Origin of the sequence: Chlorobaculum sp. 24CR, from assembly GCF_004118635.1 — a bacterium.
Lineage (GTDB): Bacteria > Bacteroidota > Chlorobiia > Chlorobiales > Chlorobiaceae > Chlorobaculum.
In genome coordinates this window covers 48,608-75,223 of record NZ_SDGU01000005.1, presented here as the reverse complement: position 1 = coordinate 75,223, position 26,616 = coordinate 48,608, and the positions used below count along the sequence as shown (strand labels likewise).

The following is a 26,616-nucleotide window of genomic DNA, read 5'->3' as shown; positions in this document are numbered from 1 at the left end:
CTCGATTCAGCCTTCATGATGAATTGAATGTAGCCAATGAGATGGATTTATAAAAAACTGTAAATCGAACGGCGAAGCAGAGCTTCCAAAAACCTGTCAGCCAGGCAAACAGGCGCGAGGTAACAATCTGTTCTGACCAAACCGGACAGGTTGCTGTTGTTTCATTATTTTCAGGTTAATTAAGCGACCGGCCTCAACGATGAAAAAGAAAAGAGAATGGATGTGAATTCGCGCGATCTGCTGACACGGCTGCTTGACTATATCGAGGAGCAAGCTAAGGAGATCAATCCTCGCGCTTTCAGGCTGTCAAATACCAGGGAGTTTCTCCGGCATCGTACCGATCTCGCCGGACTTCCGAGCGTCGAATCTGACATCAGCGTCGAGGGCGACCACTTCTGGCTGCGTGTTCATCGACTCGAAGCACACAAGCCTCCCGCGCCCGACGAGGAAAACAGGGGATTCATCCACTTCAGCGACGATCCCGACGGAGCCAAACCATCCATCGATGATGACGCGGTGACGGCGCACGCCTTGTCCGCCGCGGAGGGTAAAACGGCGGAGGAGATCGAGGCGCTGGAGCGGCAGCATCGCGAGTTGCTTGACGAGGCCCTCGCTCAATACTCGGCGCTCTGGGAGGCGTGGGCGGAGTCTGAAAAACCGCGCCGCCAGACGATCGATCTTTACGGTGCGCTGTTTGCCATCAAGCACCAGCTCGAAGCCGAAGAGACTGCCCGGCCCACCGAGCTTGTTTGGGGAATGGGCGTGGCGACCTGGCGGTTGCGGTGGCAGGAGTCGCAGAGCAAGGTTTCACGGGTCGATTTCGAGTATCCGCTGTTGACGCAGCAGATGGAGGTCGGCATCGACGAGGCGACGATGGCGCTCTGTTTGCGTCCGCGAGCCACCGATACCCGCTACGAGGGCGATGCGTTCGCAAGCTGCATGGGTCGAGTCGCCGTCGAGGTCGAGCGGGCGGCGCGTCAGCAGATCGAGCTGAATCAGGAGCGCCCCGTCACACCGTTCGATCCCGGCTCCTATGCCGACCTTCTGAAGCTCGTCGCCACCAACATGGACAGCTCCGGCGCGTACCGGCCTTCGCCGGAAGGAGATGGAGCCGTGCCGCCGCCGGGCGAGCATCTCGTCGTCACCGATTCGTGGGCGCTGTTCACGCGGCCCCGCTCGAACAACTACCTGCTCGACGACCTGCAAAGCCTCAGGACGCGCCTCGCTGAGGGGTGTGACATTCCGAACGGCCCGGGCGCATTCGTCACGCTGCCTTCGGACGAGCCGGTGCCGTTCGAGAATATCAGCTTTCGGGGGCTGTCCGGCAGCGCCCCGGATCGCGGCAAGGGCGAGATTCGGGAGCTGTTCTTTCCGCTGCCGTACAACCAGGAGCAGGTCACCATCGTCCAGCAGCTCGAGCAGGCCGAGGGCGTCGCGGTGCAGGGGCCGCCCGGCACCGGCAAGACGCACACCATCGCCAACATCATTTGCCACTACCTCGCCACCGGCAGGCGCGTGCTCGTGACCTCGAAGGGCGAACCGGCGCTCGCGGTGCTGCAAGGCAAGATTCCCGAAGAGGTGCAACCGCTGACCGTGGCGATGCTCACCGGCGACCGTGAAAGCCTGCGGCAGTTCGAGAACTCGATCAACACGATTCAGGCGCGTGTCTCGCAGCTCAATCCGGAACTTACCCGCCAGGAGATCGAACGCTGTAAAAGCAAGATTGACCGGGCGCACGCCGAACTCGCGAGCATCGACAGCCGTATCGACGACATCGCGGAAACGCAACTTGCCGAAGTGCCGGTCGATGGCCACCCGATGCGCGCCCAAGAGCTCGCCGAACTGGTCATCAGCGGCGAGGCCGAACATGGCTGGTTCGACGACGAAATCACGCTCTCGCCCGAATTCGCGCCGCCGCTTTCGGATGAGGAGGCCGGGAGGCTTCGCGAGGCGCGGCGCAAGCTTGGTGGCGATCTGGCGTATGTCGAAGCGAACACGCCGTCGGCTGACGACCTGCCGCAACCAGCCGATGTGGCGCAGTTGCACGGCGTGCTGGTGCGGATGCGCGAGATCGAGAGGCTGGTGGACGAGGGAGCTTTACCCGCCCTGAAGGCGGTGACACCCGAAGTGCTCGATGAGGCGCGGCAGCTTTTGGGCGCTATCGAGGTGGTCTGTTCGATTCTGAAAGCGATCGACGAGCTGGGCGAGAGCTGGGCGCATGAGCTGAGGCGGAAGTGCCGTCAACAATCGTTCGAGGCCGAACGCCAGGCGCTCGAAGCGCTGTTCGGCGAAATCACGGCGCTGACGGATGCTCGCGCCACTTTTCTGCAAAAGCCGGTCGAGATTCCGCCGGAAGCGCTCGGTTCGCCGAAGGTGAGCGAGGCGGTAGAGCGCGGCGCACAGACCGGCAAACCTTTCGGACTCATCGCGTTCGGCAATCGCGAGGTCAGGGATACGGTGGCGAAAGTGAGGGTGGCGGGCTTGCCGCCGTCGAGCGCCGAGGAGTGGCAACATGTCAAAAGCTTCATGGAGCTGCATTTGCGCGTCGTCTCGTTCCTGACGCGCTGGAACCAGTTCGCGCCGACACTCTCCGCTCCGGTGCTGGAGGGCGGCGTCGGCGACCTGCGCCGAATCGAGATTGTCGCCTCGACGGCCCGCAAGGCGCACCAGCTCGCCACGCAGCATGATGTCACGCTCGTGCGCCGCGCGGAGGCGGTGTTCGCTCAGGCGCCGGTTACGCTGCTGCACGGAACATCGGAAGCGCTTGCGAAGGTGAGGGAGCATCTGACGGTTCATCTGAGCCGCGCCGATCTGGCAAAGGCGGCGACGCAGTTGTCAACCCTGAAGGCCAAACTGGCGGGCACTTCCGGTCCCGTTTCGGAAAAACTCCAGGCGCTGGTCGATGAATCTCTCGGAAACGATGCGCTTGCGGCAGAGCGGGTTGCCGCAGAATACGCGGCGCTGCTTGGCGAGCTTCGGCGCATCAAGGCGCTGAGTCCGGAGCTTGGGTGCGTCAGCGAAGCCGCGAACCGCTTCGCCCAGGCGGGAGCGCCGAAGTTCGCGGCCCGCATCCGCTCCGTGCCGGTGGCGCAAACCGGCGAGGACGCGGCGCTTCCGGTGAACTGGCGCATGGCCTGGAGCTGGGCGCGAGTCAAGCGTTACCTCCAACAGATCGAGTCGCGCGATGAGCTGGTGAAGCTCTCGGCCCGCCGCCGCGATCTGGAAGAGGGGCTTGCGAAGCTCTACCGGGAGATGGTCGCTCTGGCGGCGTGGATGGAGACCAAGCTCCACGCATCGCCGCGCGTGCTCGAAGCGCTGCAAGGCTACGCCACCGCGATCCGGCGCATCGGGCGCGGCACAGGCCCCAACGCGACGCGCCATCGCCGGGATGCGCGGCGCCACATGACCAGCGCCGCTGGCGCGATTCCGTGCTGGATCATGAGCCACGCCAAGGTCTCTGAATCGATGCCCGCCGATCTCGGCGCTTTCGACCTCGTCATCGTGGACGAGGCGAGTCAGTCGGACATCTGGGCGCTGCCCGCGATTCTGCGCGGCAAGACGATTCTGGTGGTTGGCGACGACAAGCAGGTCTCGCCCGACGCCGGTTTCGTCTCCGCCGAGCGAGTGCAGGAGTTGCGTGACCGCTTCCTCGCGGAGCAGCCTTTCCGGGAGGCGATGACGCCGGGCAGCTCGCTCTACGACTTGGCGGCGCGGGTCTTCGCGGCGCGGCAGGTGATGCTGCGCGAGCACTTCCGGTGCGTACCGCCGATCATCGCCTACTCCAACCGGACGTTTTACAAGGGCGCGATCCAGCCGCTGCGGATTCCGAAAGGGAGCGAACGGATCGACCCGCCGCTGGTGGATGTCCATGTCGAAAATGGCGTGCGAAGCCGCGACGACTGCAACCGCGAAGAGGCGAGCTTCATTGCCGACGAAATCGCGGCGCTGCTCGCAAGCGAGCGCTTCGAGGGCCGCACCATCGGCGTGGTGTCACTGCTTGGCATGGAGCAGGCAAAATATATCGATACGCTGGTGCGCAACCGGTGCAACACCGCCGAGCTGTTTCGGCGCAGGTTCGAGTGCGGCGATGCGCGAACCTTTCAGGGCAGCGAGCGCGACATCATCTTCCTCTCGATGGTGGTCGATCCCGCAAACTGCAAGGCGCTTTCGGGCAACATGTTCGAGCAGCGCTTCAACGTGGCCGCCAGCCGCGCGCGCGACCGGATGTACCTCGTGCGCTCCGTCACGGCGTCGCATCTCTCCGCCAAGGATTTGCGGGTTTCGCTTCTTCAGCACTTCGACAAGCCGCTCATCGCCGACAAGGAGGAGGCCGAAATGCTCATCGACCGGTGCGAATCGGGCTTCGAGCGCGAGGTGTACTCCGCGCTGGTCGAGCGCGGCTATCGCGTGATTCCGCAGGTGAAGACGGGAGCGTACCGCATCGACATGGTTGTCGAAGGCGCGGGCGACGCTCGCTTGGCCGTCGAGTGCGACGGCGACGAGTTCCACGGCCCCGACCGCTGGCCGCATGATCTGGCTCGCCAGCGGGTTCTGGAGCGCGCGGGCTGGACGTTCTGGCGCTGCTTCGCCTCGACGTGGCGGCTTCACCAAGACGAGCTTCTCGGCGAACTCACCGAACGCCTGTCGGCAATGGGCATCGAGCCGCTCGGCTCGATAGCGCGCGCGCCAAAGCTGGTTGAAAAGCGCTCGCTGATCGTCTCGGTGTATGAAGAAACGCCACGCTGAAGGGCGTCTCCGAAAACCTGATGCACCTCCTGATCGCTGCGTCAGTCGGCGCTCGAAGACGCTTCCGATCTCTGGAAAAGTGCTTTTCATTTACGTTATATTGAGGTTTTCCCGAAACGGTCTATGAAGTTTTTCTCGTCATTGCCAGTCTTTTTTTTGGGTAATTTTTCGCTACATTTGGGGCGCGTATTTTGTCGCCGAAAGGTGTGTGCGCCGTTTTATCATTATATAATAATAAGTTACTTTCATGAAAAACTTTGTAAGCCGTACGGCAGGTGTCGCTCTTCTCTCCGTGATGACCGTGATTTCCGGCTGTTCAAAATCGGATAACCCGGTATCTGATGCGGTCTCTTCACTTTCAGGAGAATCGCTCCCGAAGCGTTATGAAATCAAATCGGGAATCGTGCATTATGAGCCGCAGAAGCTTATGGGCATGGGAACGACTACCGAAACGCTCTATTTTGACGATTATGGCAGAAAAGAGGCTGTGGAAAGGGTTACGGAATCGAATGTCATGGGAATCAAGACGTATGAGCATACCATGCAGGTCACTGATGGTCATACCGGTATTTCCTACGAAATAAAGAAAACCGTCAACGGCAAGGATGAAACCAGCAAGGTGGCGACAAAGAGCGACCTCCGGGAGTTTCAGGAGATGGCGCAGGCGATGGCCAAATCCCTGGATGTCAATGAGCTGAAGAAAAACATGGATTACCGCGAGGAGGGGACGGAGACGATTGCGGGAGTTACCGGCAAGAAGTACTCGGTTGCGATGAACAAGGAGCTGCCTGATGCGCGTGTTTTTGGTGTGATGTACAAGAATATCGTGCTGAAAAGCGAAATGGGCAGCATCTCCATGAAAGCGGCAAGCATCGAGGAAAATGTTGCCGTTCCGGCGTCAAAATTCGAGATTCCGGCTGGCTACACTGTTCAGGAGGTCAACGTTGCCGAGGAGATGGAGAAAGCCGCCTCGATGGGGGAATCCAACGAGTAAAGAATTGCATTACTGTGCAAAGAAATAAAAGGCGGTGTTTGTGCCGCCTTTTATTATGATTTTTTCCAGAGCCGTCCAATCATTTTCTGATCCGCGATGATGATAATTCTGCATTTCAGGGCATGTCAATCACGCAAAGGGCTTCGGATCGGGTTATTATGACGCATTCTCCGTTGTATGCTTACGGCATCAGGCAATGAGCTGTACTTAAATCGGACGAACTCGAAGTGGTGCGAAACATTCTGAATCGTTTCGTGCCGGAAGCTGAAATCATCGTCTTCGGCTCCCGGATTCACGGCACGGCAAAAATCTGGTCAGACCTCGACCTTGCCATCAAGACCGAATCAGCGCTCGACTGGAAACTGCTCGCAGAAATCAAGGAAACATTTCAGGAATCCGAATTGCCGTTCTGAGTTGATGTTCTGGATTGGAATGATATTGCAGAGTCATTTCGCAAGGGGGTAGAAATATCCAATGTTGAGATATTGTCGTGAATATTGATAGCTTGTTTCGCTTCCTATATCTAACGACAAAGCTCACCGGCGGCAATGAAGCGCAGCGGAATTGCCGTCCGATGCAGCGCCTTGTTAGCTGGTGCATCGAATGAAGCAGTATTCTTCATTGGTAGCGGAGACATTGAACAGTTGATAGCCCATAGACCTTATGCTATCTATCGCTTCTTTTGTTTTTCTGATGCCGACACCGGGGAATCTGTGGTGAAACTCTATCAGGATTTGCCCAGGCCTAACTCCCGACTTGTAGATGTCTTTGATAACATCATATTCTGCGCCTTCAATGTCCATCTTAAGGATGTCAATGTGGGAATGCCCCAGTTCTTGCATTATTCTGCTGAGATTTTTCACTGGGACCGATATTGCCTTCGTTTTTGTAGATTGTCTGTCAAGAATGGTATGCGAAACATGGTCGGGATTTTCTGGAGGATTAAAGGAGATATTCCCATTGAATGCAGCTATTCCATAATCATGCATTATGAAATGATCTGGGAACCCTTGCCTCTTCACCCATTCGATTGACTTTGGTGTTGGGTCGAAAGCATGAACAATGAGATCGTACTTCTCAATCAAGGCGACATCGAACGATGCGTCCTCTCCAACGCCAAACGAATAAACCACTGAATGGGGGTTTAGGCTTTCGTTAACGACATCCCAGCCACCATAATCTGAACCAAATCTTATTTTCTCGCAGTATACTTCCGGTTTTATGATCAACTCCTTGCCGAGGGCTACCTTTGCAAGGGTTCTTAGTTTTCGAGCAATGCTTTTCATGTTGGTTTCTCCACCTAACATTGTTTATACTGATCCGCCTAAACCGCGGATTTTTGAATTATAACCCATATAAGACGCAATCGAAAAACCATTCTGAATGCCGATAATGGCATAATTATTAACTACTTAAGTACCGGATTACGTTTTATTTATGCTTCTTATAAGGATCGGCATAAAAACAACCGTAGAATCTAAGCACCTGTCAGCATTTTCGACGCTCGTGTAACAGCAGATCAGTTCTGCTCATTCAGAAGGCCGTCTCGTGAGGGGTACTGAATAAACCCAACGGCGAGGCTTACGGTTTATAGATACGAAGATTACGAGATTTTCTCAAGCATAAACTGAATAAAAGATGCCGTCCCGAAAGTTTTCGGGACGGCGTTCCCATGTTTCACGCCGACCGGCCTGCTTCGATCAGCTCTTCGGCGAGCTGAATCGAGGTTTCGGTGATGTCGGCTCCGCTGAAGAGGCGGGCTACTTCGCGGGTGCGGGCGTCCTCCGAGAGCGGGGCGACGCCGGTGAGGGTGCGGTCGGCTTCAATGCGCTTGACGACGGCGAGGTGCAGGTCGCCCATCGCGGCGATCTGGGGGAGGTGGGTGATGGCCATGATCTGGTGCATCCGCGAGAGGCGCTTGAGGCTGAAGCCGACCGACTGGGCGACCTTGCCGCTGATGCCGGTGTCGATTTCGTCGAACACGAGGATCGGCAGCTCCGCCGAGCGGGCGAGTGCGCTCTTCATGGCGAGCATCACGCGCGAGATTTCGCCGCCGGAGGCCACTTTGGCGAGCGGCTTGGGCGACTCGCCGAGGTTGGTGGAGATCATGAACTCGACGCGGTCGCAGCCGTTGTCGAACGCCTTGTAGCGCGTGCCGTCGATCTCGATGTCGCCGTCCGGCGCGGCTTCGCGTGTGAAGTGCACCTCGAACGCGCTGTGCGGAATGCCGAGCGTCGAGAGGCCCGCTATGATTTCCTGCTCCAGCCGCCCGGCGGCTTCGCGCCGATGCTCCGAGAGCGAGTTCGCCGATGCCGAAAGCGCCGCACGCGCCTTCTGGATTTCGGCTTCGATGGCCGCGAGTTCGCCCGCCAGATTCTCCTCCAGCGACAGCTCTTCGGCGAGGCGGTCGCGCAGGGCGATCAGTTCTTCGATGCTTTTGCCGTGCTTTTTGGCGAGCCGCTGCAAGAGCATCTGTCGCTGGCGCAACTCTTCGAGCCGGTCGCTGTTGAACTCGATGCCGCCCGTGTAGCGCCCCACGTGGCGGTTCAGCTCCTCGACCGTGGCCGTCGCGCCGCGCAGCTCTTCGAGCCAGGAGGTGAAGCTTTTGTCGATCGCGTTGAGCTTTTCGAGCAGGTGCACCGCCGAGGCGAGCGCCGTGTAGGCCGAGCTTTCCGATTCGTAGAGGTTCTCGCCCAGCTCCGTGCCAAGGCTGAAGAGCGTTTCGGCGTTTTCGAGCAGGTTGATCTCCTCGTCAATCGACTGCTCTTCGCCTTCGACGAGCGCCGCCGCGTCGAGTTCCCTGTGCTGGTAGTCGATGAAGTCGCGCTTCTCGCGGAGCGCGTTTGCGCGTTCGTTGAGGCTTTGCAGCTCGCGGCGCAGCGTGCGGTATTCGTCGAGCGTGGCGCGGTATTGCGCGGTTTCGGCGTGCAGGAGGCCGAAGCCGTCGAGCATTCCGGCGTGCGTTTCGGCGTGCAGGAGGAGCTGGTGGTCGTGCTGGCCGTGCAGATCGACGAGCTGTTGCCCGGCGCGCTTGAGCAGCGAAACCGTGCAGGGGGTGTCGTTGATGAAGCAGCGCGACTGGCCCGTCGCCGAAATGTCGCGCCGCAGAATCAGCTCCGGCGTGCGTTCGATCTGTTCTTCGTCGAGCATCTCGCCGATGCCCTCGTAATGCTCGCTGCCGAAGACCGCCTCGATCACCGCCTTGCGCGCTCCGGCCCGTACCATCTCCGCGCTCGCCCGCTCGCCGAGCACCATGTTCAGCGCTCCCATCAAAATCGACTTGCCCGCGCCGGTCTCGCCGGTGATGATGGTCAGGCCGGGTGCGAAGCTGACCGAAAGTTCGTCGATGAGCGCGAAATCCCTGACGTAGAGGCTTTTGAGCATGAAATGGAGCGTTATGGGTTCGGCGGGCTGACAGCTCCAAAGATAACGCTAAAAAAGCGTGTTTGAAAAGCGCTGCTTGCTGTTACCGCTTCCGGTCACCCTGCGCGTGTCGCCGAATCGCGATCAGTGAACGGCTCGGCGGATGCGGATTGCCGGAGTTTTCGCTGCCGTTCCAGGTGATGTTCCCGGCGGTGAGTTCATGAAACAAAGATGGCAGAGGCATCGCATTCAGGGGTCAGATAGGGTTGATCGACAGCTCAGCTCCAGACCCGGTGGCGAGTCTGGAAAACTGTGAATGGTCTGTTGTTTGCGATGGTTCCCGCGTGGCCGACTACCCTGAAAAGGTTGCCGGATAGAAGGGGAATCGCTGCCGGGCAGGTAGTGTGTCTATGAAAAAAAATGGCTGAAGCGCATCTTCTGATTCAGGACTTTTTCTCGCTTTTCGATGGCTCGTCCACCGTCTTGTTGAACTCTTCCTCTATTTCACTCTGAGCTTTTTTGAACTCCTTGATGCCTTTGCCAAGTCCTTTGGCCAGTTCGGGCAGTTTCTGCGCGCCGAAAAGGAGAAGGACGATGAGCAAAATGAGAATGAGTTCCTGGCCGCCTAAACCGAACATGGATGTATCTCCGGAAAGTGTACAAATTGATGTGGCGTCCTGAAAAGCTTGCTCCGCGATTGCGGTTATGGTTTCATGACACCGGTAGTTTGCGCGTTACCGCAAACAAAACTTAACAAAGAAGGCACTCAAACCAAAAAGTTTTCGATCAAAAACGCTCCCTTCCGCCGAGAACCGTTTCGCCCGCAGTGGTTTGCATCCCCTCCGAAACCGTGACGCGCACCGAGGCAGGAAGAGCTATATCGACCCGCGATCCGAGCTTTATCATGCCGAAGCGTTTGCCGCGCGTTACCTCCTGCCCGGCTTCGAGGCGGCAGACGATCCTGCGGGCCACGAATCCCGATACCTGCGAGAACCAGACCGGCCCGGCGGCGGTGTCGAGCGTGATCTCCATGCGCTCGTTGTCCGACATGCTGCGGTGGTCGAAGGCCATCAGGAATTTGCCCTCGTGGTATTGCAGATCGCGCACCGTGCCATCGACGGGAATCCGGTTCACGTGGACGTTAAAGGGCGACATGAAGATGCTGACGAGGGTCGAATTCGGCCCGGTGACGGGGTGATCCACCGTTTGCTTCAGCACGATCTTGCCGTCGGCGGGCGCGATGACGAGGCCAGGTTCGGCAGGCGCGGCGCGTTCGGGGTCACGATAGAAATAGAGCGTGAAGAGGAGAAACAGAAGCGCGGCGACGGCAAGAATAGAGCCTCCGGGCTGCGGCAGAAAGATGCCCGCGATGCAGATGACGATGCAGAAAATGGCGGTTTTGACGACGCTGCCGGTTCCGTATGGTGCGATGCGCATGAGCTGATGATCCAGATTTGAGGCTTCATGATAGAAAAATTTGTCTTATTTACCATCATTGCGTTCGATCGGGCGGCCGTCGGCAGGATTGCAAAAACGGGTGATCGGCGATAGTATGTTTCTCGTCGATCACCGAAAACGTGGTATCGGCCAGCATTTTCCATCGCAAAAATGAGCAAGCGGACAGGCGACTCAATGAACAGGATCGAGAAAAAATTTCTTGAAAATATCCGGCGGCAGAGGCTTGCCGGAAGCGGCGACGCGGTGCTGCTGGCGGTCTCCGGCGGGCCGGACTCGATGGCGCTCTTGCATCTTTTCGCGGCGGCGTCGCCGGTGCTGCGCTGCTGCTTCGGCGTGGCGCACTGCAACTTTACGCTCCGTGGCGAGGCGAGCGATGGCGACGAGGCGTTCGTCCGCGCTGCGTGCCGGGCGCTTGGCCTCGATTGCCACGTGCGGCGCTTCGATACGGCGAGCGTTTCGTCGGCGTGGAAAAAGTCCGTCGAGGAGAGTGCGCGCGCGCTGCGCTACGACTTTTTCGAGGAGCTGTGCCGCGAGGCCGGTTATAGCCGGATCGCGACGGGCCATCACAGCGGCGACAATGCCGAAACCGTGCTCTTCAATCTTTTTCGCGGCACGGGGGTTTCGGGCTTGCGGGGAATACGGGCGCGGCACGGCGCGATCATCAGGCCGCTTCTGCCCTTCAGTCGGCAGGAGATCGTGACGTATCTCGAAGAAAAGCAGATCGACTGGAGAGACGATCACACCAACGAAGGCATCGAGTATGACCGTAATTTTATCCGAAATCGCGTGATTCCGGTGATCGAAGAGCGATTCGGGAGCAAATTTTCGCCATCGATGCAACGTCTTTCGGAGCAGGCGGGTGAACTCGAAGCGTTCATCAATCTGCACATTTCGCGCCTGCTTGAAGCGCAGCCGGGCCTTGACCTCGCGGGCGGCAAGCTGCACGTCAGCACGATGCGGCAGCTCTCGATTTTCGAGCGGAAAGAGATTTTCAAACGGGCGCTGAAGTTGCGGGGGCTTGCGGTTGACAGCCAGTCGCTCGCCCGGATCGCGGGGTTGCTCGACAATCAGTCGGGCCGGAGCGTTCCGGTTGGCGAGGGCGTCGAGGCGGTTCGGCAGGATGGATTCCTTCGGTTCCGGCAAACCGGTGATCCGTCAGATCACCGGTAACGCGCTCACTCTTTTTTGCTGCTTTTCCTGAAGATGGTTTCCGGAAGGTCAGCCGTGACGATGACCGATTCGAGGTTCTGGCTCACCTTGAGGTGCCTGAGCAGCTCCTTGGCCGACTCCGAGGTTCTCGAACCGGAGATGCTCGACAGTTCGATAGCGCCCCACAGGAAGGTGGAGGCGAAGAATGCCGCCTGGCGATCCTTGTAAACCCATTCGGACTGCCCCTTGAGTCCGTTGTCGTCGAACTTCACCGACATCGAAATCTGTTGCAAACGGTTCAGATTGCCGACCGACTTCATATCGCTGTTCTTCGAGGTGAGGCTTTGCAGCGCGCCCGCTGTCCACCGTGGCGAGGCGAGGGCGAACCAGACGTGCGATTTGTAGGGTGTTTTTCTGATCAGCGAAGCCGTGGTCGAATCGCGCTCGAAAAGATGGCCGGATGGCCTGAAGAACTTTTCGAGGTTGTCGCTGCTGCTGGCGATGGCGAGCCGACTGCCGCCCATCGGGCTGACCCAGAGCGTGCTGTCGAGCATGTACGCTTGCCGTCCGGCAACCTCCGCAGTCCGGAGGCTCGCGGCTTTGAGGAACGGCGCCTTGCGGGCGACCGGGCCGCAGGCCATGCCAATGTAGTTCTGCTGCTTTCGGCCAGAGCGCTGGAAGCTGACGAGCAGCGTGTCGAGATCGTTGTTGAGATCGATACCCGCAACGTTCATCAGGCTGTCGGTTCGTTTGCCGAGGCTGAGGAGCGGGCTGTTTTTGATCGAATCAGGCACGGCCTCTTTCCAGAATTTACTCTCGCGAATATCCTTCATACCGACGTAGATCATGGCGTCGGAGGTGCCGGGCATGTTCTGTATGATCGTCGTCAGCTCCGGCGAGAGCGGTTCGGGCGCGAGGCGCGGTTTTTTCCAGTTGATCCAGAGGTAGCCTGTGAGCACGACGACGAGCCCCATGACAAAAAGGGTGGCGATGACTTTCGGGCCTTTCTTTTTTGGGGCCTGCAACCCAGGCGTTGCGGGCATTGACTCATTGCCGCTCATAAGGCAGAAAAAGTTAGGAGTTATCCTTGATGGCAAGCCGGGCCAGCTCGTCGCACCGGTTGTTGTGCGGGTTGTCGCTGTGGCCCTTGACTTTGTGAAAGGTGACGCGGTGTAATGTAGTCAACTTCACGATTTCCTGCCAGAGGTCGATGTTCTCCACCGGCTTCTTCGAAGCGGTTTTCCAGCCGTTTTTCAGCCAGCGCTTCAACCACCCTTCGTTCATGGCGTTGATCAGATACGCTGAATCACTGTACAGATCGACGTGGCAAGGTTCTTTCAGGGCTTCAAGCGCCTTGATGGCGGCCATCATCTCCATGCGGTTGTTGGTCGTGGCGGGGGCGTATCCCGAAATCTCCTTCCGGGTGCCGCCGTACATGAGCAACGCGCCCCAGCCGCCCTTGCCCGGATTGCCGCTGCATGCGCCGTCGGTGTAGATGGTGATGGTTTTTTCCATGGATAAAAAAAGGCTCAACCGGTGGATGAGCCTTGTCAAATAGGAATTGGGAAACTTCGCTTTTGGCGATGCTTACTTCAGAAGCCTGGCCAGTTCGGCGGTGCCGGTCTTGGACATGATCTTCATCGCCTTTGCGGTCAGGCGAACCTTGACCCAGCGCTTTTCTTCCTCGATCCAGATTCTCTTGGTATGCAGATTCGGCTCGAAACGGGTGCGGGTGTGGTTATTGGCATGGGAAACGTTGTTGCCGTATATCGGCCTTTTTCCGGTCAGTATGCAAACTTTGGACATGGTTGGATCGATTGGCGTTAAAAAATTGAACCGGAAGATACTCAATAGTTCGTAAAAACGAAACGGTTTTCGTGCTGCTCCGAAGAGATAGGACGTATAGGTCTTATAAGTCCTATACGTCCTATAGGAGAAGAGGTTACGCCTACGGGCGAATACCGACAGCGCAGACCATCATGGAGAGCACGTAGAGCAGGGTGCCGAAGGCGTTGTACCAGACCGCTTTTTCGGCGGGGTTGTCGATCAGGATTTTCTGCATCGGGAGCTGGAAGAGCAAGAGGGCGACGGCGATGGCGGTGGTGACGGTTGCGCCTTTGGTGACCAGAATCGCGATGGCCGCGAGCTGGGCGACATCCATGACCACCGAGGCGAGGATGGCGGCGTTCTTTTCGCCGAGTTGTACCGGAATCGAGGCGACCTTGCGGATTTTGTCGCCCACGACCGACTTGAAGTCGTTGAGCGTCATGATGCCGTGCGCACCGAGCGAGAAGATGATAGCCAGCGCGATAGACTCGGTCGAGGGGATTCCCTGCGTGATCGCGAAGCTGCCTGTCAGCCAGGCGACGCCCTCGTAGGCCAGGCCCACGATCAGGTTGCCGTACCAGCCGTTGCGCTTGGCGCGAATCGGCGGCCCGGAGTAGGCGTGTGACATCAGAACGCCCACGAAGGCGATGGCCATCACGTAGGGATGAATCGACAGGGCGACCAGAAAACCGGTGAGAATCAGCCCGAAGGTGATGAGCCAGCTCGCCTGCTTGGAGATTTTGCCGGACGGAATCGGGCGCTCCGGCTCGTTGATGGCATCGACCTCGCGGTCGAAATAGTCGTTCATGGTCTGCGACATGGCGCACATGAGCGGCCCGGCCAGAATGACGCCCCTGACGAGGATCGAGATGTTCTCCGTGACGCTTTCACCGGTGGAGACCACCCCGCAAGCGAAGGCCCACATCGGCGGAAACCAGGTGACCGGCTTCATGAGCGGCAAGATAGCGGATGGCTCGATACGGAATCCAGGCCGGTTGACATTTTCCAGGGCCTCCTGGATAATTTTCTGTCTGGACTGGCTGATCCCCGACTGATGCAGTTTCTCGTCGATGTTCAAGTGCAGTTCAGGATTGAGCGTATCGCTTCCGTTCATGATTTACAGATTCTTGCTTCGGCTGGAAACAGAAAGCAAATATAATACTTGTTTTCCGGTAAAAAATGTAAGCATTTAGATTGTTGCCGAATCGCATTTTTGCGCGAGCCGCTGGTTCGTTTCGATGATCGTTTTCATCTTGTCCAGCGCCTGGCAGGTTTCGAGGCTCCCTTTGGACATGCTCATGCCCTCGTCGATGCAGGAGGCCATGCCCGAAACATAGCAGGCTATGGCCGAAGCGAAGAGCGCGGCGTCGATTTTGGCTTGCGACGCCGAGCCGTCGAGAATCTCGCGGATGATCTCTGCGTTGATGCGGCTGTCGCCTCCTGCCAGGTCGCCGATTGCCCACCTGCCGAGGCCGAACTCCTCTGGCTCGACGGTGTGGCGAATCACCTCGCCGTCGATCAGCTCGATCATCGAAGTCGGCCCGCAGACGCTCGGTTCGTCCATGCCCATGCCGTTGCCCGCGCAGCCGTGCACGAGCATGGCGTGGTCGCATCCGGCAAGCGCGAGCACCTCGGCGTAAATATCCATCACCGAAGGATCGAACACGCCGATGAGCTGCCGCCGCACCCGTGCCGGGTTGATGACCGGGCCGAGCATGTTGAAGATCGTCCTGATGCCAAGCTCCTTGCGGATAGAGGCCACGGCCTTCATCGACGGATGGTAGAGCGGCGCGAAGAGAAAGGCGAAGCCGGTTTCGCGGAACAGCTCCTCGGTGGCGATGGGCGGAAGATCGACCCGGTAGCCGAGCGCTTCGAGCACGTCGGCGCTGCCGCATTTGCTGGTGATCGAGCGGTTGCCGTGCTTGGCTATCGGCACGCCCGCGCCGCAGGCGATGAAGGCCGCGGCGGTGGAAATATTGAAGGTGCCTGTGTGGTCGCCCCCCGTGCCGCAGGTATCGACAGCCTGCGGGTCGAGCTTGACCGGCGTGGCCTTCGAGACGATGCTTTCACAAGCCCCGATCGCCTCGTCGGCAGTAACCCCCTTGTTCTGCAACAGCGCCAGGATCGCTCCGGCGCCGACTTCGGAGAACAGGTTCTCCATGATCGAATTCATGCACGTTTCCATCTCCTGCCGGGAAAGGTCGTTGCCCTCCAGCAGCTTCTGAAGAATCTCCTGTTGACGCATAGTGATGCAATGGGGGATCAAAATGAATGGCGCTCTCAAAACGTATCAGTCCCGTCAGCTTTGGGCGGGGCTGGTCAGTGCCCGGAACCCAGTCCGGCAAGTCGGCATCATGACACGTTTTAAAGGCGTCCGGAAGAATTTATTCGCTTACATTATACTAACTGTCGCCCCTTTTAGCAACAGAAGCACGTTCCCAAAAAAACGGCTGGGTGTTGCCGGGCGGTTGAGGATTTTTTCACCCTGCTTTCCGATTCATGGCGCACGACCTTCTTCACGCATACCGCAGCAGCCTGCGCGCAAAAATTTTCAGAAAACTGTCCTCCGCCGGATTGGACTCGCTTCTCGTGACCGATCTGCCGACTATCCGATGGCTGACCGGTTTCAGCGGCTCGTACGCCAAACTGCTTTTTGCCGGAGACGCGACCGCCGTGCTTTTCACCGATTTCCGCTACCAGGAGCAGGTGCGCCGGGAGACGAGCGGCATCGCCACGGTGATTCTCAAGGACGCGCTCGCCACAGAGCTGGCGTCGGGTTCGTTCCGGCTTGGCGACAAGATGGCGTTGCAGGCCGACCACGTCACCTGGCACGAGATGCGCCAGCTTTCGGAGAAGCTCGGCAACCGCGAGTTCTCGCCGGTGTCGTCATTCTTCGACGAGTTTCGCGAAATCAAGCACGTCGCCGAACTTGACCGGATGCGCCGTGCCGTCGAGCTGAGCGAGAGCGTGCTCGAAGCGGTGATCGGCATGATCGGCCCCGGCGTCACCGAAATCGACCTCGCCGCCGAAATCACCTACGGCCACCGCAAGCTCGGCGCGGAAGGGGACTCGTTCGAGCCAATCGTGGCCGGAGGCGCGCACGGCGCGATGCCTCACGCCAAACCGACTGCCGCCGAGTTCGAGCCAGGCTCGCTCATCGTCATCGACATGGGGTGCGTCGTCGATGGCTACGCCTCCGACCAGACCCGCACGGTCGCCTTCGGCAAGGTGTCCGACGAGCAGCGCCAGGTCTATCGCATCGTCCGGGAGGCGCAGCAGCTTGGTATCGACGCGGCGAAGGCGGGCATGGCCGCCCGCGACCTCGACGCCGAAGTGCGCAACTTCATCGCCGCCGCAGGTTACGGAGAAGCGTTTGGCCACGGCCTCGGCCACGGCGTCGGCGTCGAAGTGCACGAAGCCCCGCGAGTCGGTACGGCTTCCGTTGGCGCGCTGCGCGAAGGCGCCGTTTTCACCATCGAGCCGGGCATCTACCTGCCGGGCCGCTTCGGCGTCCGCATCGAAGACATGGTGACGCTTGGCCCCGACGGTGCGGAGCCGTTGCAGCGGTTCACGAAGGATTTGATTGAGTTGTGAATTGATAATTGATAGTTGATAGTTGATAGTTGGGGAGAGGTGTACCGTAGGGGCAACCCTCGCGGTTGCCCTTCTTCGAATAGGCGTCAGGGCCCGTCAGTTTTGACGAACAGCAAAATCAAAAGCAGGAACAAGCATGGAACAGAACGAGAGTGGCTACTGCATGGTCATCACAACGGTACCTGAGCGGGAGGAGGCTGAAAAGCTGGCCCGTGGCATTCTCGAAAACCGGCTTGCCGCCTGCGTTCAGTTGTCCGGCATCAGCAGCTTCTTTTTCTGGGAAGGCCAGATTCAGGACGACAACGAAGTGTCGCTTTTCATCAAAACCACGATAAAGCGGTATGCCGAGCTCGAAAGCTACATCCGCGAATACCACCCCTACGACGTGCCGGAGATTATCCAACTCCCGATCACCGGCGGATCGCCGGAGTATCTCGCTTGGCTTGATGCCACGACGGGGGAGGGGTGAGGGAGAATCGTACCTATAGGTCTTATAAGTCCTATACGACCTATAAGTCCTATACGAAAAAGAGCTGAAGACGGATACTGCCTGCTTGTTACTTCGCCTGCAAAATCCCCCGCAACTCCGCTGTCAAACCAGCCAGCACCAGAATCACGCTGGCGTTGCGGTTGATGGCGCGCATGGCCTCTTCGATGGCCGTCGAGGCTTGGTAGAGGTCGCGGTTGGGGAAGGCTTTGACGAAGCGGTTGGTGTTCTCCGCGATGTCGGGGTTGTTGAGTTCCGGGAAGGCGGGGTCGATGGCGCGGCGGGTGACGTCCTGGAAGAAAAGCAGCAGGGCATCGAGGAAGATGAGCTGTTCGGTGCGCGTGGAGCTTTTCGACAGCTCTTCGCACGCGCCGATCGCTTCGTGGAACTTCGCGGGGACGAGAACGTTGCGGAGGTAGTCGATCGCTTTGTTGCGGATGCCGACCACCGCCGGGGCGGCTCCGTCGCCGGTTTCGGCTTCGATCAGTTCGAGCGCGCTGGAGAGGTTGCCGCGAGAAAGGCTGACGATGAAGCGCCGTCCGGTTTCGTCGAGCTGCGGGGCGCGTTTCGCTATCCATGCTTCGATCTCCGCCGGGCGCGGGCGGGCGAAGTTCAGGAGCTGGCAGCGCGAGCGGATGGTGGGAAGCACCGATTCCGGGCGCGACGAGACCAGCACGAACACCACGTGCGCCGGTGGCTCTTCGAGCAGTTTGAGCAACTTGTTGGCCGCCGTCGGGTGCAAGCGCTCCGCCTGCGAGATGATGAACACCTTCTTGCCGCCGTCGCGCGGGGCGAGCGAGGCCTTGTGCTGCAACATCACCACCTGCTCGGTCAGAATGCCCATCGAGCGCTCCATGGCGGGCGTGAAGAACGGGTTCCGCCGTTTTTCGCCGAGCAGCGCTTCGTAACGCTCCCGCGCTTCGGTGAGCTTTTTGTTCTCTTTTTTGGACGGATCGATGGTTTCGAGCAGGGCCGCTTCGACAGGGAAGAGGTACTCGATGTTGGGGTGCATGAGCCGGTCGGCCTGGCGGCAGCTTTCGCACTCGCCGCACGAGCCTTCGCCCGGCAAGTCACGGAAACTCCGGCAGTTGAGGATTTTGGCGAGTTCAAACGCCACCGTCTCCTTGCCCGAACCTTCAGGCCCGGCAAAGAGATAGGCATGAGCCAGACGTTTGGCTCCGAGCGCCGTTTTCAGCACCCGGAGCTGGGGTTCGTGGCCGATAATACTTTGCCAGCTCATGCCTTGCCGTTCAAATGAAAGTCAGCCAGTTGTACGAATCTTCTCCGCTGTGGACGATTTTGAGATACTCGTGCTGCAACGCTTCGGTGACCGGGCCGCGGCGTTCGTTGCCGATCGGGTACTTGTCCACGCTTCTGACCGGGGTGATCTCGGCAGCCGTGCCGGTTAAAAAGATTTCGTCGGCGATGTAGAGCGCCTCGCGCGGAATGAGCGTTTCGCGAACTTCGTAGCCAAGTTCCTTTGCGATGTGCATCACCGCATGGCGGGTGAATCCCGGCAGAATCGACTGCGCGGCCAGCGGCGTGTAGATGATGTTGTGCCGGACGACAAAGATGTTTTCGCCACTGCCCTCGGCAACGTAGCCGTTGTGGTCGAGCGCCAGCCCTTCGGCGTAACCGTCCGAGATGGCCTCCATTTTGATGAGCTGGGAGTTCATGTAGTTGCCGCCAGCTTTTGCCCATGAAGGCAGGGTGTTCGGCGCGAGCCGGTGCCATGAGGAGACCTTGACATCCACGCCGTTTTCGAGCACATCCTCGCCGAGGTAGGTTCCCCACTCCCAGGTCGCGATGGCGACCTCGATGGAGGCCCGGTGCGGATTGACGCCAAGCGCGCCCTGGCCGCGGAAAACCAGCGGACGGACGTAGCAGGCTTTGTGGTTGTTCGTCTTGATGGTGGTGATAATGGCGTCCTTGATCTCGGTTTCCGAATAGGGAATTTCTATGCGGTAGATTTTCGACGACTCCCAGAGGCGGCGGACATGTTCATCGAGGAAGAGCAGCGCCGAGCCTTTGGCGGTATCGTAACAGCGTATGCCCTCGAAGGTCGATGAACCATAGTGGGCGACGTGGGACATGACGTGGATTTTGGCATCACTCCAGTCAACCAGTTCGCCGTTCATCCATATTTTAAGCGAGTTGTACATGAACAGATGGAATTGAGTGAAGGGCCTCTCTAAAAACTTATTGCGCGATCCGATTGCTGCGTTGGGTGGTGCTCGAAATCCTCACGTACTGTAAGTACGCTCCGGTTTCTGCGCTCCAGCCGCCTTGCACTCGGGCCGCTCATGACACTTTTTAGAGCCGCCCTGAAAAAAACGGTAAAGAATTTTTCTTCTAAGATAGTCTGTTTTGGATTTTTTGAAAGCGGGGAGGAGCTAATTTGAGCGAGGGCGTCAGTGGAGTGCGGGCTTGGTGGACGGAAGAAAAATTCTTTGTCCACCAAGCCCGCTTGGTCAACTATTCTTCAGTAAATCCGCTCATAGACGCCTTCAACTTCGCGCAGGATCGGTTCGTACTCGACCGGAGGTCTGCCGAAGCAGGTGCCGAGCGATTCGTACATGGCGACCTGGTCGAGATCGACGTAGCGCTGTTCGATCGCCTTTGAGGCTTCGATGTACTCGACCTTGCGTCCCTTGACCCTTGAAATGGTCACGCCGGTTTTGCCTTCGAGCAAGAGCAGCACCGCCGCCGCGCCAGCCTCGAAGCCGAAGTTGATGTCGTAGGCCGAGGAGTGTCCGGCGCGCACCAGGTGGCCCGGATGCACTTCGCGAACCTCCGGAATTTCATAAATCCCCTCGACGAACATGCCGGTCTCCTTCATGAAGAGCGGCATCCGGGGGTCAGACTTGAAGCGTCGCTTGATCTCCTGGCAGACGTATTTGCCCGCGCCAGCCAGCTTTTTGTGACCGAAGGCATCGATGCCCGCCGACTCATCGACGATGTCGGTGCCGTCGGCGTTCTTCATGCCTTCGGCCACCACGATGGTGTAGGTGCCGCTGTGCACGTCGCTCTGGCGGATGCGGCGGGTGAAGCGCTCGACAACGTGTTCATAGACCACATCCCAGTCCACCGGAATTTCCGGAATCAGGATGCAGTCCGCCTCGGCGGCCACGCCGCTGCGGAAGGCCGTGTGACCGGCGTAGCGCCCGAACACCTCGGTGACGAGTACGCGGTTGTGGGTACGTCCGGTGGTCTTCAGATCCTCGACGAACTGGGCGATGCGGTTGATGGTCGAGTCGCCGCCGACCGAGTAGGTTTGCAAGTCGAGGTCCATCGTTTTCGGGCAGTGGATGCACTGCACACCGTTCTGGTTCAGGTCGATCATCACGCTGCCGGAGTCGTCGCCGCCGCTGATGATGAGCGCGTCGAGATCGAACTTTTTCATGCCGACCTTGATGCGGTTGTATTTGTCGGGATTGCTGATCGCCTTGATTTTCACCCGCGAATGGCCCGCTTCCGAACCGGCGAAACTTGCCTCGAACTGGTCGAGGCGGGCCTCGTCGAATCTCACCAGTCTGTCCTGGTTCAGGAGGTTGTACAGTCCGGCGTAGCCGTTGGGGATCACATAGAGCTCAAGGTCCTTGTTCAGGGCCATGAGCGCGGCGCCCTTGATGACGGCGTTCAGGCCGCCGCAGTCGCCGCCGCTTGTAAGAATTCCGATTTTTTTCACGCTGTTCTCTCCTCGGTTGCTCAGGTTAGGTTTTGATGGCTTAATTTCATTAAATACACCAGTGAAGCCACGGCGCGTTTTATGAAGATCAAGATAGAGTATTTGGCTGATATTTCATTGCTGCGTGATGAAATACGGTGCGTCGAATTCCCTGAATCCATTCAGACATGACCTTCCTCGACCATCTTCGCTTTGCCTGGGTGCACTTGCGCGAGAGAAAGCGCCAGACCTTTCTGACGGTGCTTGGCGTGGCGGTCGGTTCGGCGATGATGATTACCACCATCGGGGTAGCGCGGGGTTCGTCGCTGAGCGTTTTCCTGAAGCTCATCGATGTCGCGCCGCACATCACCATCGGCGCGGATCGCATCGTGCCGGAGGTGCCCGACAACCTCCTCGGCATCATGCAGGGGCGTGTCGCTTTTGTTCGCAAGAACGTGACCACCGATCGCAAGGTGGTCATCAAGAACTATAACCAGGTGATTGCGACGATCAGTCCGATAAAAGAGATTGTCGATATTTCGCCCTACGTGACCAGCAAGCTGCTCGCCCGCAACAAGAATCGCTTCACCCCCTGCTTCGCCAAAGGGGTTTCGCCGTCGCTCGAAGGCGAGATCGCCGGGCTGAAAAAAAACCTGCTCGATTCCGAGGCGCTCACCGAGCTGGGTTGGACGCCGAACGGCATCATTCTCGGCTCGATACTGGCCGACAAGCTCAAGGCCAGGTATCGCGACACGATTATGCTGGTGGACAAGGCGGGGAACGAATATCCGGTCATGGTGGTGGGGCGCTTCAGGAGCGGTTTTAACACCAAAGATGACCGGGAGGCCTACGTCAATCTGGCGCTGGCGCAGCGAATGGAGTCGCTGGCGGCGAACAGCGTCACCGGCATCGGGCTGCGGATCGCCGATATTGGCCAGGCCGACGCGCTTGCGGCGAGGATCGAGAAGCTGACCGGCTACGACACCAAGAGCTGGAGCGAAAGCAACAAGAACGTGATCGATTTCTACAAGCGCAATGGAACGATCACGCTGGTGCTGGTGAGCTTCGTGTTCGTGGTGGCCGGACTTGGCGTGTCGTCGGTCATGACGACCGTAGTACTGCAAAAGGTGAAGGATATCGCCATTCTGCGCTCGATGGGCGTGCAGCGCAAGAGCATCACGCGCATTTTCATGCTCGAAGGGTTGCTGATCGGCACCTTCGGCGTCCTGGTTGGCAGCCCGATCGGGCACCTGATCTGCGACCTCATCAGCAGAATCCGCTTCGCGCCATCGAGCGCGGGCGTCGTCAGCGCCGACCGCCTGCTCGTTGCTGAAACTCCCGACGTGCACCTGATCGTGATCGGCTTCGGCATTCTGATTGCGGTGATCTCGTCAGTAGGGCCGGCAAGAAAGGCCACGAGCTATCTGCCCGTGCAGGTGCTTCGCGGTGAGGTGGGGTAGAAATGTGAGATGGTGGACTGAGTGGGCGTTGCGGACTTGGTGGAGGAACAGGAAATGCGGACAAGCAACGGAATTTCTTTCTTGCATTGGGGGCGCGTTCACTTTGTCAACCCCGGTCTGAAGACCGGGGCAACTGAAGAGAATGTAAGATGTTCAATGTCAGGAGGGTTAAAACCCTCCTGAATGTGAGATCGCGATTCCGGGCTGTCAAGCGTTTTCGATCAAACACACGGCGTGGGCGCAGGCGCCTTCCTGGCGGCCTACGTAGCCGAGTTTTTCGTTGGTGGTGGCTTTGACCGAGACGGCGTTCAGCTCCAGGTCGAGGCAGCGGGCGATGTTGCGACGCATCTCGTCGATGTAGGGGGCGATCTTCGGCTTTTCGAGCAGCAGCATGGCATCGACGTTGACCGGTTTGTACCCTTCGCGCGCCAGCAGCTTGCCAACGTGCTTCAGCAAAATCATGCTGTCGATGTCCTTGTAGTCGGGGCTGGTGTCGGGGAAGTGCTTGCCGATGTCGCCAAGGGCCGCCGCTCCGAGCAGGGCGTCGGCAATGGCGTGCAAGAGCACGTCGGCATCGCTGTGGCCGAGAAGGCCGACCGGGGAGGGAACGTCAACCCCGCCGATGATGAGCTTGCGCCCTTCGGCAAACTGGTGAACGTCTATGCCGATTCCTATGCGCATGGTGTTTTTGGTGGTGTAAATGAGTTTTAAAAAAATAGGTCTTATAAGTCGTATAGGTCGTATAGGACTTATAAGACCTATTTGACCTATTTGACGTTACACGATCAAACTGCCGACGTACTCTTCAAATGCCGGAGCGTCGGGCGCGGAGAAGAATTCGTGAATCGCCACAGCGATCTTTTCGCCGATGTCGGGATAGACGAAGTTCATCGTGCCGATCTGGATCGCGCTGGCTCCCACCAGCAGGAACTCCATCGCATCGGCAAACGAGGCGATGCCGCCCATGCCGACCACCGGAATCTTCACGGCTCGCGACACCTCCCACACCTTGGCCAGCGCTATCGGCTTGATGGCCGGGCCTGAGAGGCCGCCGGTTACGTTTTTCAGCAGCGGCTTGCGGGTGCGGTGATCGACCGCCATGCCGACCACGGTGTTGATGAGCGAGACCGAATCCGCGCCAGCCTGTTCGGCGGCGATCGCGATCGCGCTGATCGAGGTGACGTTCGGCGTGAGCTTGACCATCAGGTGCCGCCCGGTCAGCTTGCGCAAGGTCGAGACGATCTCGCGGGTCGCCTCCGGGCTGACCCCCATAATCATGCACTCCCCCTTGACGTTCGGGCACGAGAGGTTCAACTCGTAGGCCGCGATGCCTTCGACCGCGTCGAGCCGTTCGACCACCTGGCGGTAGTCGTCAATCGACTTTCCGGCGATGTTGACGATCACCCGCGTACCAATCGTCTGCAAAAACGGAACCTTGTCCGAGACAAATTTGTCGAGGCCGACGTTGGCCAGACCGATGGCATTGATCATGCCGCACGAGGTCTCGGCGATGCGCTGCGGCGGATTGCCGGTGCGCGGTTCGGGAGAGATCGCCTTGGTGACGAGGCCGCCGATTTTCGTCAGGTCGCAGAGCTGCGAAAGCTCCTGGCCGTATGAAGCGGTGCCGGAGGCGAGCATGACCGGCGAGCGAAGGTCGAGTCCCCTGCCGAGACTGACGGCGGCAGGGGAGTTCATGGTTGTTGTTGTCGAAGGTGAAATCATAATGCTGTTTCGATGGCTCAGGGGCGCGGCTCTTCGAGGTAGTAGCGCATGGTATATTCCTTGACCATGCGGTCGGTGTTGTAAACCGGCGCGATGGTAGCGATGGCATTGCGGATATTCTTCAGCCACCTGACCGGCACGTTGTGCTCGTTGCGCTCGTAGAAGGTCGGGATGATCTGGTGTTCGAGCACCTCGTAGAGACTGTTCGCGTCGAAGCCGTACTGCTCGTCGTAGTTCTCATTCTCCTCGCCGTGGCCGATCGACCAGCCGTTGGTGCCGTTGTAGGCCTCGCACCACCATCCGTCCATGATGCTCAGGTTCAGCCCGCCGTGCAGCACCGTCTTCTGGCCGGAGGTACCGCTCGCCTCCATCGGCCTGACGGGGTTGTTGAGCCAGACATCGACGCCGGACACGAGCCGCTTGGCTACGCCGATGTTGTAGTTTTCAAGAAAGACCACCTTGCCGAGGAATTGCGGACGGCGGGAGTGCTCCACGATCTGGCGGATGTACTCTTTTCCGGCATCGTCGTGCGGGTGCGCCTTGCCTGCGAAGATGATCTGCACCGGCATGTTCGGGTGGTTGACGATGGCGTTGAGCCGGTCGAGATCCTGGAAAATCAGCGGCGCGCGCTTGTAGGTGGCGAAGCGCCGGGCGAAACCGATGGTCAGCACGTCGGGCGACAGCGCGCTCTTGGCCGATTTTGAAGAGTCGCACGGTTTGTACGGCGTGGTGTACTGGTGCTGATGGTAGAGCTGGTTCGACAGGTAGCGCGCGATGTAGTCCATGAGGTTGCGCTTCAGGTGGTAGCGCAGGCACCACAGCTCGCTGTCGGAAACTTTCGACAGCACCGCTTCTGCGGATTCCCTTGAGGCGAACAACTCTTCGATGCTTTCGGCACGGTTTCTCCAGAAGCGCTCGGTGTAGCCGCTGCTCCAGCTTTTGGTATGGATGCCGTTGGTAATGTGGCCGATCGGCACCTCTTTTGGATCGTCCGTTCCGTACAGATGCTTCCACATTTCGCGTGAAACTTCGCCGTGCAGCTTCGAGACGCCGTTGGCGCAGCGGGAGAGCTGCAAGGCGAGCACGGTCATGGTGAACAGTCCCGAAGTGTCTGCCGGATTTTCGGATCCGAGCCGCAAGACCTCCTCCATCTCCATGCCGGAGAGCGCCACGTACTTCGAGAAAGTATATTGCATCATGTCGCGAGAAAAACGGTCGTGCCCCGCCGGAACCGGCGTGTGGGTGGTAAAGACGCACTGCTCCTTGACCTTGGCCTTCGCCTCGTCGAAAGAGCGCCCGCTGGCGAGTTCGCCAGCAAGCAGTTCGAGCGTCAGGAAAGCGGAGTGGCCCTCGTTCATGTGATAGACGGCGGGTTCGAGCTTCAGGGCCTTCAGCAGCTTGACGCCGCCGATGCCGAGCAGAATCTCCTGGTTGATGCGCATGTTCTGGTCGCCGCCATAGACCCGCGAGCAAATATCCCGGTAGTGCATTTCGTTGACCGGAATGTTGGTGTCGAGCAGGTAGAGCGTGGCGCGTCCGACCTTCAGGCTCCATGCCTGGGCGAACACCGTGCTCTGCGCGATGGTGATTTCGATAATCAGATCCTTGCCGTCCGCGGTCGTGACCTTTTCGATAGGCAGGCTTTCGGGGTATTGCAGCGGGTAATCCTCATTCTGCCAGCCGTCCTGGTTCAGGTGCTGGCGGAAATAGCCCTCTTTGTAAAAGAGGGTGATGCCGATGAAATTGAGGCCGAGGTCACTGGCCGATTTGATGTGGTCGCCCGAAAGAATGCCGAGGCCGCCCGAGTAGATGCGGAGGCTCTCGTGAACGCCGAATTCGGCGCTGAAGTAGGCGACCGGGTTGGAGACGAGCTGCGGAGCGTGCTGGGCGGCCCAGGTGTTTTTTTCGACCATGTACTGCTCGAACCGTTTGCTCACCTGGTCGATCGTGACGCCCAGTTCGCACGAGCAGAGCGCTTCGAGTTCATCGGCTGAAATGTGCCGAAGCAGCTCGACCGGATTGTGGTTGACCCGTTCCCAGAGCAGCGGCGACAGGTTCTTGAAGAGCGATTTGGCATCGGTGTCCCATGACCACCAGAGGTTCCGGGAAAGTTTTTTTACAGCGGAGATATTTTTCGACATGTTGGATT

General features: G+C 58.8%; 23 protein-coding genes. 7 read left to right on the top strand and 16 right to left on the bottom strand.

The window, feature by feature from the left end:
* Positions 1-216 precede the first annotated feature (216 nt).
* The 3 genes from EST62_RS00790 to EST62_RS00780 all read left to right on the top strand — a co-directional run bounded on the left by EST62_RS00790 (position 217) and on the right by EST62_RS00780 (position 6,153).
* Positions 217-4,746, top strand: a complete 4,530-nt coding sequence (locus EST62_RS00790) for an AAA domain-containing protein (protein WP_129050214.1) — start codon at positions 217-219, stop codon at positions 4,744-4,746.
* 247 nt (positions 4,747-4,993) lie between these two features.
* Positions 4,994-5,740 carry a hypothetical protein gene (locus EST62_RS00785; RefSeq protein WP_129050213.1) on the top strand — a complete coding sequence of 249 codons (747 nt, stop codon included), beginning with the start codon at positions 4,994-4,996 and terminating at the stop codon, positions 5,738-5,740.
* Positions 5,741-5,970: 230 nt separating this feature from the next.
* On the top strand, positions 5,971-6,153 hold the full coding sequence (locus tag EST62_RS00780; RefSeq protein ID WP_209019395.1) for a nucleotidyltransferase domain-containing protein: 183 nt from the start codon (positions 5,971-5,973) through the stop codon (positions 6,151-6,153).
* A gap of 174 nt (positions 6,154-6,327) precedes the next feature.
* Here the strand turns inward: EST62_RS00780 and EST62_RS00775 are convergent, their stop codons facing one another.
* From EST62_RS00775 to EST62_RS00760, 5 genes are all read right to left on the bottom strand, one after another.
* Entirely contained in the window at positions 6,328-7,026 is a 699-nt protein-coding gene (locus EST62_RS00775) for an FkbM family methyltransferase (protein ID WP_167599090.1), read from the bottom strand.
* 391 nt (positions 7,027-7,417) lie between these two features.
* On the bottom strand, positions 7,418-9,124 hold the full coding sequence (recN, locus tag EST62_RS00770) for a DNA repair protein RecN (protein WP_129050210.1): 1,707 nt from the start codon (positions 9,122-9,124) through the stop codon (positions 7,418-7,420).
* Positions 9,125-9,206: 82 nt separating this feature from the next.
* On the bottom strand, positions 9,207-9,347 hold the full coding sequence (locus tag EST62_RS13335; protein ID WP_167599089.1) for a hypothetical protein: 141 nt from the start codon (positions 9,345-9,347) through the stop codon (positions 9,207-9,209).
* Between the two features lie 199 nt (positions 9,348-9,546).
* Positions 9,547-9,741 carry a twin-arginine translocase TatA/TatE family subunit gene (locus EST62_RS00765; RefSeq protein ID WP_129050209.1) on the bottom strand — a complete coding sequence of 65 codons (195 nt, stop codon included), beginning with the start codon at positions 9,739-9,741 and terminating at the stop codon, positions 9,547-9,549.
* Positions 9,742-9,889: 148 nt separating this feature from the next.
* On the bottom strand, positions 9,890-10,540 hold the full coding sequence (locus EST62_RS00760) for a phosphatidylserine decarboxylase (protein WP_129050208.1): 651 nt from the start codon (positions 10,538-10,540) through the stop codon (positions 9,890-9,892).
* A 195-nt stretch (positions 10,541-10,735) separates the two neighbouring features.
* On the opposite strand from EST62_RS00760, the gene tilS reads away from it, so the two are divergent.
* Positions 10,736-11,731 carry a tRNA lysidine(34) synthetase TilS gene (gene tilS / locus EST62_RS00755; RefSeq protein ID WP_129050207.1) on the top strand — a complete coding sequence of 332 codons (996 nt, stop codon included), beginning with the start codon at positions 10,736-10,738 and terminating at the stop codon, positions 11,729-11,731.
* A gap of 5 nt (positions 11,732-11,736) precedes the next feature.
* On the opposite strand, the gene EST62_RS00750 is transcribed toward tilS, so the two are convergent.
* From EST62_RS00750 to trpD, 5 genes are all read right to left on the bottom strand, one after another.
* On the bottom strand, positions 11,737-12,753 hold the full coding sequence (locus tag EST62_RS00750) for a hypothetical protein (RefSeq protein ID WP_245153374.1): 1,017 nt from the start codon (positions 12,751-12,753) through the stop codon (positions 11,737-11,739).
* Between the two features lie 31 nt (positions 12,754-12,784).
* On the bottom strand, positions 12,785-13,225 hold the full coding sequence (rnhA, locus tag EST62_RS00745) for a ribonuclease HI (protein WP_129050205.1): 441 nt from the start codon (positions 13,223-13,225) through the stop codon (positions 12,785-12,787).
* Positions 13,226-13,297: 72 nt separating this feature from the next.
* Entirely contained in the window at positions 13,298-13,516 is a 219-nt protein-coding gene (rpmB, locus tag EST62_RS00740; protein WP_129050204.1) for a 50S ribosomal protein L28, read from the bottom strand.
* A gap of 142 nt (positions 13,517-13,658) precedes the next feature.
* The gene (chlG, locus tag EST62_RS00735; RefSeq protein ID WP_129050203.1) at positions 13,659-14,651 is read right to left on the bottom strand and encodes a chlorophyll synthase ChlG; all 993 of its coding nucleotides are present in this window, start codon (positions 14,649-14,651) and stop codon (positions 13,659-13,661) included.
* A 75-nt stretch (positions 14,652-14,726) separates the two neighbouring features.
* A complete protein-coding gene (trpD, locus tag EST62_RS00730) occupies positions 14,727-15,782 on the bottom strand; it encodes an anthranilate phosphoribosyltransferase (protein ID WP_129050202.1) in 1,056 nt (351 codons plus the stop codon).
* Positions 15,783-16,036: 254 nt separating this feature from the next.
* Here trpD and EST62_RS00725 point away from each other — a divergent pair, with 254 nt between their 5' ends.
* Together EST62_RS00725 and cutA are read left to right on the top strand one after the other, a co-directional pair.
* Complete coding sequence (locus tag EST62_RS00725; RefSeq protein WP_129050201.1) at positions 16,037-17,131, top strand: Xaa-Pro peptidase family protein; 1,095 nt, start codon at positions 16,037-16,039, stop codon at positions 17,129-17,131.
* A 136-nt stretch (positions 17,132-17,267) separates the two neighbouring features.
* Entirely contained in the window at positions 17,268-17,600 is a 333-nt protein-coding gene (cutA, locus tag EST62_RS00720; protein ID WP_129050200.1) for a divalent-cation tolerance protein CutA, read from the top strand.
* 88 nt (positions 17,601-17,688) lie between these two features.
* On the opposite strand, the gene EST62_RS00715 is transcribed toward cutA, so the two are convergent.
* The 3 genes from EST62_RS00715 to EST62_RS00705 all read right to left on the bottom strand — a co-directional run bounded on the left by EST62_RS00715 (position 17,689) and on the right by EST62_RS00705 (position 21,306).
* The gene (locus EST62_RS00715; protein WP_129050199.1) at positions 17,689-18,858 is read right to left on the bottom strand and encodes a DNA polymerase III subunit; all 1,170 of its coding nucleotides are present in this window, start codon (positions 18,856-18,858) and stop codon (positions 17,689-17,691) included.
* Positions 18,859-18,868: 10 nt separating this feature from the next.
* On the bottom strand, positions 18,869-19,780 hold the full coding sequence (locus tag EST62_RS00710; protein WP_129050198.1) for a branched-chain amino acid transaminase: 912 nt from the start codon (positions 19,778-19,780) through the stop codon (positions 18,869-18,871).
* A gap of 320 nt (positions 19,781-20,100) precedes the next feature.
* Entirely contained in the window at positions 20,101-21,306 is a 1,206-nt protein-coding gene (locus EST62_RS00705) for a 6-phosphofructokinase (protein WP_129050197.1), read from the bottom strand.
* A 167-nt stretch (positions 21,307-21,473) separates the two neighbouring features.
* On the opposite strand from EST62_RS00705, the gene EST62_RS00700 reads away from it, so the two are divergent.
* The gene (locus EST62_RS00700; RefSeq protein ID WP_129050196.1) at positions 21,474-22,745 is read left to right on the top strand and encodes an FtsX-like permease family protein; all 1,272 of its coding nucleotides are present in this window, start codon (positions 21,474-21,476) and stop codon (positions 22,743-22,745) included.
* Between the two features lie 207 nt (positions 22,746-22,952).
* On the opposite strand, the gene ispF is transcribed toward EST62_RS00700, so the two are convergent.
* The 3 genes from ispF to glgP form a co-directional block, all read right to left on the bottom strand.
* Positions 22,953-23,426, bottom strand: coding sequence for a 2-C-methyl-D-erythritol 2,4-cyclodiphosphate synthase (gene ispF, locus EST62_RS00695; RefSeq protein WP_129050195.1), 474 nt, complete (start codon positions 23,424-23,426; stop codon positions 22,953-22,955).
* Between the two features lie 96 nt (positions 23,427-23,522).
* Complete coding sequence (locus tag EST62_RS00690) at positions 23,523-24,440, bottom strand: dihydroorotate dehydrogenase (protein ID WP_129050194.1); 918 nt, start codon at positions 24,438-24,440, stop codon at positions 23,523-23,525.
* A 44-nt stretch (positions 24,441-24,484) separates the two neighbouring features.
* A complete protein-coding gene (glgP, locus tag EST62_RS00685; RefSeq protein ID WP_129050193.1) occupies positions 24,485-26,608 on the bottom strand; it encodes an alpha-glucan family phosphorylase in 2,124 nt (707 codons plus the stop codon).
* Positions 26,609-26,616: the final 8 nt, after the last annotated feature.

Bases quoted from the DNA above. Each gene is read 5' to 3' on its own strand.
- EST62_RS00790 (WP_129050214.1), top strand. From the start codon at position 217: ATGGATGTGAATTCGCGCGATCTGCTGACACGGCTGCTTGACTATATC.
- EST62_RS00785 (WP_129050213.1), top strand. From the start codon at position 4,994: ATGAAAAACTTTGTAAGCCGTACGGCAGGTGTCGCTCTTCTCTCCGTG.
- EST62_RS00775 (WP_167599090.1), bottom strand. From the start codon at position 7,026: ATGAAAAGCATTGCTCGAAAACTAAGAACCCTTGCAAAGGTAGCCCTC.
- recN (WP_129050210.1), bottom strand. From the start codon at position 9,124: ATGCTCAAAAGCCTCTACGTCAGGGATTTCGCGCTCATCGACGAACTT.
- EST62_RS13335 (WP_167599089.1), bottom strand. From the start codon at position 9,347: ATGCCTCTGCCATCTTTGTTTCATGAACTCACCGCCGGGAACATCACC.
- EST62_RS00765 (WP_129050209.1), bottom strand. From the start codon at position 9,741: ATGTTCGGTTTAGGCGGCCAGGAACTCATTCTCATTTTGCTCATCGTC.
- EST62_RS00760 (WP_129050208.1), bottom strand. From the start codon at position 10,540: ATGCGCATCGCACCATACGGAACCGGCAGCGTCGTCAAAACCGCCATT.
- tilS (WP_129050207.1), top strand. From the start codon at position 10,736: ATGAACAGGATCGAGAAAAAATTTCTTGAAAATATCCGGCGGCAGAGG.
- EST62_RS00750 (WP_245153374.1), bottom strand. From the start codon at position 12,753: ATGCCCGCAACGCCTGGGTTGCAGGCCCCAAAAAAGAAAGGCCCGAAA.
- rnhA (WP_129050205.1), bottom strand. From the start codon at position 13,225: ATGGAAAAAACCATCACCATCTACACCGACGGCGCATGCAGCGGCAAT.
- rpmB (WP_129050204.1), bottom strand. From the start codon at position 13,516: ATGTCCAAAGTTTGCATACTGACCGGAAAAAGGCCGATATACGGCAAC.
- chlG (WP_129050203.1), bottom strand. From the start codon at position 14,651: ATGAACGGAAGCGATACGCTCAATCCTGAACTGCACTTGAACATCGAC.
- trpD (WP_129050202.1), bottom strand. From the start codon at position 15,782: ATGCGTCAACAGGAGATTCTTCAGAAGCTGCTGGAGGGCAACGACCTT.
- EST62_RS00725 (WP_129050201.1), top strand. From the start codon at position 16,037: ATGGCGCACGACCTTCTTCACGCATACCGCAGCAGCCTGCGCGCAAAA.
- cutA (WP_129050200.1), top strand. From the start codon at position 17,268: ATGGAACAGAACGAGAGTGGCTACTGCATGGTCATCACAACGGTACCT.
- EST62_RS00715 (WP_129050199.1), bottom strand. From the start codon at position 18,858: ATGAGCTGGCAAAGTATTATCGGCCACGAACCCCAGCTCCGGGTGCTG.
- EST62_RS00710 (WP_129050198.1), bottom strand. From the start codon at position 19,780: ATGTACAACTCGCTTAAAATATGGATGAACGGCGAACTGGTTGACTGG.
- EST62_RS00700 (WP_129050196.1), top strand. From the start codon at position 21,474: ATGACCTTCCTCGACCATCTTCGCTTTGCCTGGGTGCACTTGCGCGAG.
- ispF (WP_129050195.1), bottom strand. From the start codon at position 23,426: ATGCGCATAGGAATCGGCATAGACGTTCACCAGTTTGCCGAAGGGCGC.
- EST62_RS00690 (WP_129050194.1), bottom strand. From the start codon at position 24,440: ATGAACTCCCCTGCCGCCGTCAGTCTCGGCAGGGGACTCGACCTTCGC.
- glgP (WP_129050193.1), bottom strand. From the start codon at position 26,608: ATGTCGAAAAATATCTCCGCTGTAAAAAAACTTTCCCGGAACCTCTGG.